This is a genomic window from Bradyrhizobium sp. 138, from assembly GCF_023074075.1.
In the GTDB taxonomy this organism is placed as follows: Bacteria; Pseudomonadota; Alphaproteobacteria; order Rhizobiales; family Xanthobacteraceae; genus Bradyrhizobium.
On record NZ_JADPKT010000022.1, the window covers coordinates 527,313 to 536,404 of the forward strand.

Annotated in this window: 8 protein-coding genes and 1 pseudogene; 2 read left to right on the top strand and 7 right to left on the bottom strand. The window is 65.4% G+C overall.

Translation table 11 applies throughout. The features are described from left to right. The first annotated feature begins 740 nt into the window (after positions 1-740). Both IVA79_RS14275 and IVA79_RS14280 read left to right on the top strand, forming a co-directional pair. Positions 741-2,066, top strand: a complete 1,326-nt coding sequence (locus tag IVA79_RS14275; protein ID WP_247553728.1) for a TROVE domain-containing protein — start codon at positions 741-743, stop codon at positions 2,064-2,066. 115 nt (positions 2,067-2,181) lie between these two features. Further along, on the top strand, positions 2,182-3,522 hold the full coding sequence (locus IVA79_RS14280) for an RtcB family protein (RefSeq protein ID WP_247553729.1): 1,341 nt from the start codon (positions 2,182-2,184) through the stop codon (positions 3,520-3,522). Positions 3,523-3,564: 42 nt separating this feature from the next. Here the strand turns inward: IVA79_RS14280 and IVA79_RS14285 are convergent, their stop codons facing one another. The 7 genes and pseudogenes from IVA79_RS14285 to IVA79_RS14315 form a co-directional block, all read right to left on the bottom strand. After that, complete coding sequence (locus IVA79_RS14285) at positions 3,565-3,912, bottom strand: carboxymuconolactone decarboxylase family protein (RefSeq protein ID WP_247553730.1); 348 nt, start codon at positions 3,910-3,912, stop codon at positions 3,565-3,567. A 3-nt stretch (positions 3,913-3,915) separates the two neighbouring features. Further along, positions 3,916-4,437 carry a sigma-70 family RNA polymerase sigma factor gene (locus tag IVA79_RS14290; RefSeq protein WP_247553732.1) on the bottom strand — a complete coding sequence of 174 codons (522 nt, stop codon included), beginning with the start codon at positions 4,435-4,437 and terminating at the stop codon, positions 3,916-3,918. After that, on the bottom strand, positions 4,434-4,643 hold the full coding sequence (locus tag IVA79_RS14295; RefSeq protein ID WP_247553734.1) for a DUF2892 domain-containing protein: 210 nt from the start codon (positions 4,641-4,643) through the stop codon (positions 4,434-4,436). Before IVA79_RS14295 ends, IVA79_RS14290 begins: the two co-directional genes overlap by 4 nt. 92 nt (positions 4,644-4,735) lie before the next feature. After that, the gene (locus IVA79_RS14300; RefSeq protein WP_247553736.1) at positions 4,736-5,920 is read right to left on the bottom strand and encodes a serine hydrolase domain-containing protein; all 1,185 of its coding nucleotides are present in this window, start codon (positions 5,918-5,920) and stop codon (positions 4,736-4,738) included. A 66-nt stretch (positions 5,921-5,986) separates the two neighbouring features. Continuing rightward, on the bottom strand, positions 5,987-6,679 hold the full coding sequence (locus IVA79_RS14305; protein WP_247553737.1) for a GNAT family N-acetyltransferase: 693 nt from the start codon (positions 6,677-6,679) through the stop codon (positions 5,987-5,989). Between the two features lie 4 nt (positions 6,680-6,683). Then, complete coding sequence (locus IVA79_RS14310) at positions 6,684-7,031, bottom strand: Lin0512 family protein (RefSeq protein WP_247553738.1); 348 nt, start codon at positions 7,029-7,031, stop codon at positions 6,684-6,686. Positions 7,032-7,219: 188 nt separating this feature from the next. Next, a pseudogene (locus IVA79_RS14315) lies at positions 7,220-8,885 on the bottom strand (acetolactate synthase large subunit). Between the last annotated feature and the right edge of the window lie 207 nt (positions 8,886-9,092).

Below are 9,092 nucleotides of genomic sequence, written 5' to 3' on the forward strand. Positions count from 1 at the left end.
CCGGACACCGATGGCAGAGCGAACCCTGAGGGTTCGCAAATGGCGGCGCGTCGACAGCGCCGCGATAGATTTTATGTAATTCGGTTTGCCGCTGTCATCGCGGCGCAACCGACGCTGGTGGTGAAGATGTCGGATACTTCTCCACACGGCAAAGCGGGTATGCCTCCCGCCTTTGACACACGCACCGGGATGCGGCCTCGGAAAAGGTTTGCACGCGGCCCGGCGCAGGATCCGTCCGCAAGGACGGTGACTGTGTTGTCGTCACTGAAAGCCGATATCGCCCGTTCCCCAGCGTAGCCATCAAAGGCCGATGCGAAGCATCGGTCTGGCGGTGGTGAAGATGTCTGTTACTTCGTCTGTGAAACGACCGCCCGCAAGGGCAGCAACAGCATCGCCCGTTCCCCGCCAACCCCATCACGGTCCGTGGTGAAGATCGCTGTTACTTCGATTCATAATCGAGAGGTCGCGGGTTCGAATCCCGCCCGGTGTACCATGCACCGGTAGCTCAGTGGATAGAGCGCTTTCCGGCAAGTTATCGCTTGCCGGGTCTCAGCATCGCCTGTTCCCGGATCGTGACCCTTTCCGTCGCCACCGCCGGTGGTGAAGAGCGCTGTTACTTCGGTGTCGGAGGTTCGAGCCCTCCCGGACGTCAGTCCGTAGCTCAGTTGGTAGAGCACGATCAGCCTCGCTTGTTCCCCGGCACCCGTTTCCATTCCCCATCAACCCAAGAGGAGGCCGTCATGGTCAGGCTCAACAAAATCGTTCGCGCCTTCACGCGTGAGGGCGCGCGCGTAACACGCTTCACGCCCGAAATGGAGTTGAAGCGTGCGCTGATGAACTGCCTCCTGTGGGAGAATCAGTTCTACGAGGACGGCGTCGCGATCGCCGATCGCATCAAGGCCCTGGTCCCCAAGGTCGCGCCAGCCCGTGTGGCGCAGCTTGCGATCGAGGCACGCGACGTGATGAAGCTGCGGCACGCGCCGCTGCTCGTCATCCGCGAGATGGCGCGGAACGAGAAGCACCGCGCCCTCGTCGCCGACACGCTTTACCGGGTGATCCAGCGTCCCGACGAAATGACGGAGCTGCTCGCGATCTACTGGGCGGATGCGCTGGGGCCGATACAGCAGCGCAAGCGTCAGCCGGTCTCCGCGCAGATCAAGAAGGGTCTTGCCCGGGCACTGACCAAGTTCGACGCCTATCAGCTTGCCAAGTGGGACCGCGACGGCGCGGTGCGCATCAGGGACGTGCTGTTCCTGGTGCACGCCAAGCCGAAGGATGCCGAGCAGGAGAAGGTGTGGAAGCAGCTCGTTGATGGCGAGCTCGCCTCACCCGACACCTGGGAGGTCTCGCTCTCGGCCGGCAAGAGCAAGCGCGAGACCTTCGAGCGGCTGATTGCCGAGAAGAAGCTCGGCGGCCTGGCGCTGCTGCGCAATCTGCGGCTGATGCAGAAGGCAGAGGTCCCGCGCGAGACCATCGCAGGCGCGATCGAGGCGATGCGGACGGATCGTATCCTTCCCTATCGCTTCATCACGGCGGCGCGCTATGCGCCGGACTTCGAGCCCGAGCTCGAAGCCGCGATGCTCAAGTCGGTCAAGGACCATGTGCGGCTCCCCGGCCGCACCCGGCTCCTGATCGATGTGTCGGGATCGATGTTCGCAGCCCTCTCCGCGCAGTCGGAAATGACGCGCGCGGAGGCGGCATGCGGTCTGGCGATTCTCGCCCGCGAGATCTGCGGCGAGGTCGAGATCTTCACCTTCTCCGACAGGGTGGTGAAGGTCCCTCCCCGCCGCGGCTTCGCGCTTCGCGATGTGATCATCGACTCGCAACCGCATAGCGGGACCTGGCTCGGCAAGGCGGTGGCGGAGATCGACCGCAAGGGCGATCGCCTGATCGTCTTCACCGACGAGCAGAGCCACGACCAGGTGCCCGAGCCGAAGGCCCGCGGCACCATCGTGAACGTGGCCTCGTATCAGCACGGTGTCGGACACGGCGACTGGACGCGCGTCAACGGCTTCTCCGAGGCCGTGGTCGCGTGGATCGCAGCGTCGGAGACGGCGTTGAACTGATGCACAACGACAACGGCCCCGGACGCAGGGACTGCGCCCGGGGCTCCGGAAATCTCCGAAATGATCCGCTCGCCCCCCGGTTATGGTGCGCGTGGAATGACAAGGACCCACGACCATGCGACGACCCGATCCCTACATGGAACGCGCCCGCGAGCTCTGCCTCGCCGCCGGCGTCGACCCCGACTCGCGCGTCGGCGAAGGACGCGGCCAGCCGGCCTGGTGCCTGTACAAGGACGCCGCGCGCAAGGAGCATCTTGCCCGCGAGGCCAATGCGACCGCGAGCTCGATCGCCGAGTTCCGAATGCAGGACGCCCGCTTCCAGAATGCGCCGCTGAAGATCTTCGGCCCGCATGAGGATGCGACCGTGGCGCAGATGCGCAACTGCATGGCGGTCGGCAACGTCGTATCCGGCGTGATCTGCGCCGACGGCCATCTCGGTTACGCCCAGCCGGTCGGCGGGGTCATCGCCTATGAGAAGCAGATCAGCATCTCCGGCGTCGGCTTCGACATCGGCTGCGGCAACATGGCGGCCCGGCTCGACACGCGCTTCGACGACATCGCAGGTCTCGTGCCCACGATCATCCGCGACGTCGCCAGGACGATCTCGTTCGGCGTCGGCCGTGCCAACGCCGAACGAGCCGAGCACGATCTGTTCGACGACGGCGATGCCTGGCGCGAGAGCGACATGGAGGCCTATCGTCAGAAGGCGGTGAGCCAGCTCGGCACGGTCGGATCGGGCAACCATTATGTCGACCTCATGCGCGACGAGGAGGGCTTTGTCTGGATCGGCGTCCATTTCGGAAGCCGCGGTCTCGGCCACACCTCCGCGACGCGCTACCTCAAGGCCGCCGGCGGCAAGGACGGCATGAACGTCCCGCCCGCAGTGGTCGACGAGGATAGCGAGATCGGCCGCCGCTACATCGCGGCGATGCAGCTCGCCGGGCGTTATGCCTATGCGGGCCGCGAGTGGGTGGTCGAGCGCGTCCGCCGGATCATCGGCGGCAGCGTCGCCGAGAGCGTGCACAACCACCACAATTATGCCTGGCGTGAGACCCACGACGGGCGCGATCTGTGGGTCGTGCGCAAGGGTGCGACGCCGGCGTTTCCCGGCCAGAAGGGATTCGTCGGGGGATCGATGGGCGACGACGCCGTCATTCTCGAAGGCGTCGACAGTCCGGAAGCCAAGGCCTCGCTCTACTCGACCGTGCATGGCGCCGGCCGCCTGTTCGGACGAAGGGAGGCGAAGCGGCGGTTCTCGCGCGAACAGATGGACCAGTGGCTCAACGAGCGCGGCGTCACCTTGATCGGTGCCGACCTCGACGAGAGCCCGATGGCCTATCGCCGCCTGCCCGACGTGCTGGCGCAGCACGCCGGCACCGTGCGCGTGCTGCACACGCTGCGGCCGTTCGCCGTCGCCATGGCCGGCGAAGGCGAGTTCGATCCGTGGAAGGACTGATCCAAGCAGCAGGCGGGAGGCATTGCCTCCCGCCTGCACCATCTATGTTTGCTGCTCATCCCGATGTCGCTGGAACAGACGCTGCGCCAGCAGCGCATGGCCCAGCGTGCCGCCGGCACGCACGGCCGCCGCAATAAACGCGGCTTCGGCGACCTCCTCGCGCGTCGCGCCAGCCTTCGCCGCCTGCGCGGTATGGACGTCCAGACAATAGGCGCATTGCGTGGTCAGCGCGACCGCAAGCGAAATCAGCTCGCGATATTTGGACGGGATCACTCCGTCCTGGCGCTCGACCGCATGATTGAACGCCAGGAACGCGTTGGCCTCGATCGGCGCCGACGCCACGAGGGCCGGGATCGACTTCAGATCGTCAGCCTTTTGATAGTCGGTCATGTCTCATCTCGTCAGGTATTCGCGCATCAAGGCACGGGCGCGGTGCAAGCGGGCTTTCACGGTCTGCCGGGAGGCCCCAAGTGCCGCGGCGATGTCGTCGATGGTCATTTCCTTGACGTCGCGCATCAAGGCGACGTCGCGATAGTGCGGCGGCAGCGCCTCGAAGGCGGCGGCCACGTCGAGCCGCAGATCCGCTTCGGGGCGCGCAAGGAGTGCCGCCTCCATCTCGGCGTCATCGATCGCCGGCGCAAGGCCGGCCTTGCGGGCAAGCCGCAGGCATTCGCGGCGGACCACGCTGAACAGCCAGGCCGAAAACGCCAGCAGCGAGCGGATCGTCCCGACATGCCGGAACAGGATCCACAGCGCCTCCTGCGTCGCATCCTCGGCATCGGCCGAGCTGCGGCAGGTCACGCGTGCGTAGCGGCGGATGTCCGGCTGGGCCGTCTCCAGCAGACGCGCGATCGCTTGGGGGTCGCCGAGCCGCGCCGCATCGAACAGGCTTTGCGAGATCGCGGCCGCGCTCACGACACCCCTCCCTTGCCGATGCCGGCCATCGCACACATCGGACAATAGCCGACCAGCCCGGTCAATGCGAAGCCAGCGCCGCCGAGCGCAACCAGCCAAGCTGCGGTGCCGGCCAGATAGACAAGTGCTCCAACGGCGACCGCGATGCCTACGACAACCCGCACCGCCTGATGCAGGCTGCCGATGTTCTTTCTGTAAAATCCCATCACACCCTCTGATTTGAGCCGAGGCCAAATGCCTCGACTGACAGGAGGATGCGAAGACCCAAAAGGATTCGCGGCCGCACGAATTTTTTCGGTCAGCCTCCGACGGCCTGATAGGCTAGACGCTTGAACTCGAAGAAGAACGGATTCCAGAAGCCCATGTAGCGTTGGGTCATGAGCACGCCGGCGATATTGGCCTCAGGGCAAATCCACCAATGGGTGCCGGCAAGGCCGCCCCACTGGAATTCACCGGTCGAAGTCGGGGGATCAAACGGCGTCGGCGCGAAAGTGACGGCGCCGCCGAGGCCAAAGCCCTTGCCGGGGATCGGACCGAGATTGGCGAAACGAATGGTTTGGCCCGCGGGCAGCTGGTTCGTCATCATCAGCCGCAGCGTCTCCGGCTTCAGCAGCGCATCCGAACCGGGCAACAGCGCGCGGAGCAGCGCGAGCATGTCAGGCAGGGTCGAGACCAGGCCACCGCCGCCCGAGAGCCGCGGGAACGGCCGCCGATAGGCTTGTGGAAACGGCAGATTGTCCGCGCGCGTGAGACCAGGCTTCATGGGATCGAGCACGTCGGCGCCATTGTAGAGCGCGACCAGCCTGCCCTGTTCCGCCTCGGGCACGTGGAAACCTGTGTCGGTCATGCCGAGCGGATCGAGGATGCGCACCTTCAGGAAGGCATCGAGCGGCTGGCCGGAGACGACCTCCACGATCCGGCCGAGCACGTCGGTCGCCACCGAATATTCCCAGCCACTCCCGGGATGATAGGACAGCGGCAGATCGGCGAGCCTGTCGATCAGGTCGGTGAGCGGCGTCAGCGGATTGAGCACGCGCGCCTCGTTGTAAGCTTTGAACAGCACCGTGCCGGGGTCGAAGACGCCGTAGCTGAGACCGGAGGTATGGGTCAGAAGCTGGCGGATCGTGATCGGGCCTTTCGCCGGCTCGACGTCAGAAAGACCAGCCGCGCCCTGCTTCAGCACCTTGCGATTGCCGAGCTGCGGCAGGAATTTCTCGACCGCGTCATCGAGCCCGATGCGGGCCTCCTCGACCAGCAGCATGATCGCACAGGTGACGAAGATCTTGGTGTTGGAGAACGCCCGGAAGATATGGTCCGGCCGCAGCGCAGTGTTCGTCTCGCGGTCGGCAAAGCCGATACATTGCTGGTCGACCACCTCGCGCCCGCGCAGCACGGCCCAGGATGCACCCGGAATGATCTCCTGGTCGGCGTAGCGCTGCATCGCCGTCCGTACGGCGGAAAAATCGCTGACCCTGGCGTCCATGTGTCTCCCCGAATTTGTGGTTGGGACGGTATAGCGACAATTCGCAGGAAATGAAGGGCGGTGCGCCTATCCTTCCCTCATGAACGCCGTCACGTACAGCCGACGCCGGATCCGCATGCCCTGCCGCTGGTACAGCGCGATCGCGGAGGAGTTGTTCGAGAACACGTGCAGGAACGGAATTTCGCCGCGGGCCTCGATCCGGCGCGCGACCGCCGCGAGCAACGCCTGCGCATAGCCGCGACCGCGATAGTCCGGATGGACGCAGACGGCCGTCATCTCGACGAACTTCCCCGGCTTCATCCGCTCGCCCGTCATCGCGACCAGCTCGCCGCCGGCGCGGATGCCGAGGAATGTGCCGAGCTCATGGGTGCGCAGCGCGAACGGACCGGGCTTGGTCAGCTCCACCAGCGTTGTCATCGCAGGCACATCGGCCGCTCCCAGCGTGACGATCTCGGCGTCGCGCAGCGGACTCTCGGCGGGCGAACCGATCATCTGTTCGCCGGTCTCGGCCAGCACGACCTTGAAGCCGGCGGGAACTTCGACCGGCTCCGGCGTGAACAGCGCGGCGACCTGCGAGGGCGACATGAGATCACCGAGCGCCGCAAAGCTTGCCTCGGACATGTCGACCATGTCGGCAAACGGCGTCATGTCGACGGGATAGCGCAGCGCCCGCAGGCCGCCTTCGGCCAAATGCTTGTGGCTCGTCGTCAACGCGCTGCAGATCGGACGATCCAGCAGCGCCTCATCGCGCTCGGACACCGGCCTAGTCCTTGTCGAAGCTGACGATGACGGCAGCGTTCGCGATGAGGATGGGGTCGTTGGCCACCTCCGTGGCCGAGGGAATCTCCAGCCCGCCCTTGACCGCGGTGACGGTCACGGTGCCATAAGGCAACTCCTTGGCCACCGCCTCTTTGTCGACGTCTTCGGGATCGGGCACGCCGATCGTGACGTCGACGAACATGTCGTTCGCGGTCTTGTCGATCATCCGGAAGAAGCCGAGGCTGGAATGCCGGATGGCATCCGACACCGCGCGCTTCGCCGCCTTGGTGGCGTCCCTGCCGTGGACGTCGACGCCCATGCCCATCTCGGTGACACAACGAACGCGGGTCATTTCATATTCCTGTGGTTGGTTTGGTGATTGCGAGTGTCGGCGATCGGAGGGCGCGAGACAAGTTGTTATCGTAGCGAGAGCGGAGGCCCCGTAGCCCGCATGAGCGAAACGACATGCGGGAACACTTTACCCGGATATCGCTACGCTCATCCGGGCTACAAAGCCGGATTGCGTCACTGCGCTGTCCATCACGCCTTCGCCTTCTCATGCGCCCGCAGCTCGTCGACCAGCACCCGCACGTTCTCCGAATAGTCGATCGGGATCGAGACCAGATGCACGCCGCCCTCCCTAAAGGCCGCATCGAGCGTCGGGCCAAAGCTGTCGATGCCCGCAATGCGATGGCCCTTGGCGCCGTAAGCCTTGGCGTAAAGCGCAAAGTCCGGATTGCCAAAAGTCATGCCGTAATCGGCGAAATGATCGACGGCCTGCTTCCAGCGGATCATGCCGTAGGCGTTGTCCTCGAGCACCAGCACGACGAGGCTGAGCTTGAGGCGGACGGCGGTTTCCATCTCCTGGCTGTTCATCATGAAGCCGCCGTCGCCGGCGACCGCGAGCACGCGGCGGTCGGGATAGAGCATCGCGGCCATCATCGCCGACGGCAGGCCGGCGCCCATGGTCGCCAGCGCATTGTCGAGCAGCAGCGTGTTGGCGACGCGGGTGCGGTAGTTGCGCGCGAACCAGATCTTGTACATGCCGTTGTCGAGCGCGACGATGCCGTTCTCCGGGATCACCTGGCGGATGTCGTGCACGGATCCGCTGCGGCGTCGGTGGCCAGCGCGCCTCGGTGGCGCGGTCGGCGATGTGGCCGAGGATCTTTTCACGCAACGGCAGCAGCGCCGCGGCCTGCGGCAGCCTGCCTTCGAGCCGATCGGCGAGCAGCTCCAGGCTCGGGCCGACATCGCCGACAAGCTCGGCGTCGGGAAAATAGACCTGCTCGACGCTCGCCGACGTGTAGCTCACGTGAATCACCTTCGGCCCCGACGGGCCCATGATGAAGGGGGGTTTCTCGATCGGGTCGTGACCGATTGCGACGATCAGGTCGGCGGCGTCGATGGCGTCGTGGACATAGTCGCGCTCGGACAGCGCGGCAGTGCCCATGTAGAGATTGGTACCGCCGGGTACGGTGCCCTTGCCCATTTGCGTCGTGAAGAACGGAATGCCGGTGCGCCGCACGAAGCTTGCGATACCGTGGGTCGATCGCGGCCGGCTGGTTGCCGCGCCCATCATCACCAGCGGACGCTTTGCGGCCGAAATCATCTCGGCAGCACGGTCGAGCGCGCCGCGATGGGCGACCGGGATCTCGATCGGATGGATCGGGATCACGGGAACGGCGGGCACCTCGTCGCCGGCGATGTCCTCAGGCAGCTCGAGATGCACCGGCCCGGGCCGCTCCTCCATCGCGACGCGGAAGGCGTTGCGCACCACGGTCGGAATGCTGGAGGCGCTGACGATCTGCCGCGACAGCTTCGTCAGCGGCTTCATGGTCGCGACCACGTCCACGATCTGGAAGCGCGCCTGCCGGCTGCTCATGATCGGCTTTTGGCCGGTGATCAGGATCATCGGCATCGCGCCGAGATGCGCATAGGCCGCGCCCGTCGACAGGTTGAGAGCACCGGGGCCGAGCGTCGACAGGCAAACGCCGGGCTTGCCGGTCAGCCGCCCATGCGTGGCGGCCATGAAAGCGGCGGCCTGCTCGTGGCGGGTCAGGACCAACTCTATTTTGGAGGTGCGCAGCGATTCCACCACATCGAGATTCTCCTCGCCGGGAACGCCGAAGATGCGATCGACCCCTTCATTCTCGAGCGCGGCGACAAACAGGTCCGATCCCTTCACCTTGCGCTCCTGCCCGCTCATGTTGTCTCCGCTTGCTACGCATCCCGCGCTCCGGGAGCGGCCGCATCGTAGCCGTCCATCGCTCCGGCACAACTCACAATGCAGCGTGGTCTCGCCAAGATATTCGATCCGTCATCCTTGTATGGGGAATGAGTTGTCAAGAGGGCGTCGTTTGTTGGAGGCGGTCTTGGGCGCCGAGGCGAGGAGCGGTCAAGGTTGGCCGTAGGC

Excerpts from the sequence above, each read along its gene's own strand:
- IVA79_RS14275 (WP_247553728.1), top strand. The coding sequence starts at position 741 with ATGGTCAGGCTCAACAAAATCGTTCGCGCCTTCACGCGTGAGGGCGCG.
- IVA79_RS14280 (WP_247553729.1), top strand. The coding sequence starts at position 2,182 with ATGCGACGACCCGATCCCTACATGGAACGCGCCCGCGAGCTCTGCCTC.
- IVA79_RS14285 (WP_247553730.1), bottom strand. The coding sequence starts at position 3,912 with ATGACCGACTATCAAAAGGCTGACGATCTGAAGTCGATCCCGGCCCTC.
- IVA79_RS14295 (WP_247553734.1), bottom strand. The coding sequence starts at position 4,643 with ATGGGATTTTACAGAAAGAACATCGGCAGCCTGCATCAGGCGGTGCGG.
- IVA79_RS14300 (WP_247553736.1), bottom strand. The coding sequence starts at position 5,920 with ATGGACGCCAGGGTCAGCGATTTTTCCGCCGTACGGACGGCGATGCAG.
- IVA79_RS14310 (WP_247553738.1), bottom strand. The coding sequence starts at position 7,031 with ATGACCCGCGTTCGTTGTGTCACCGAGATGGGCATGGGCGTCGACGTC.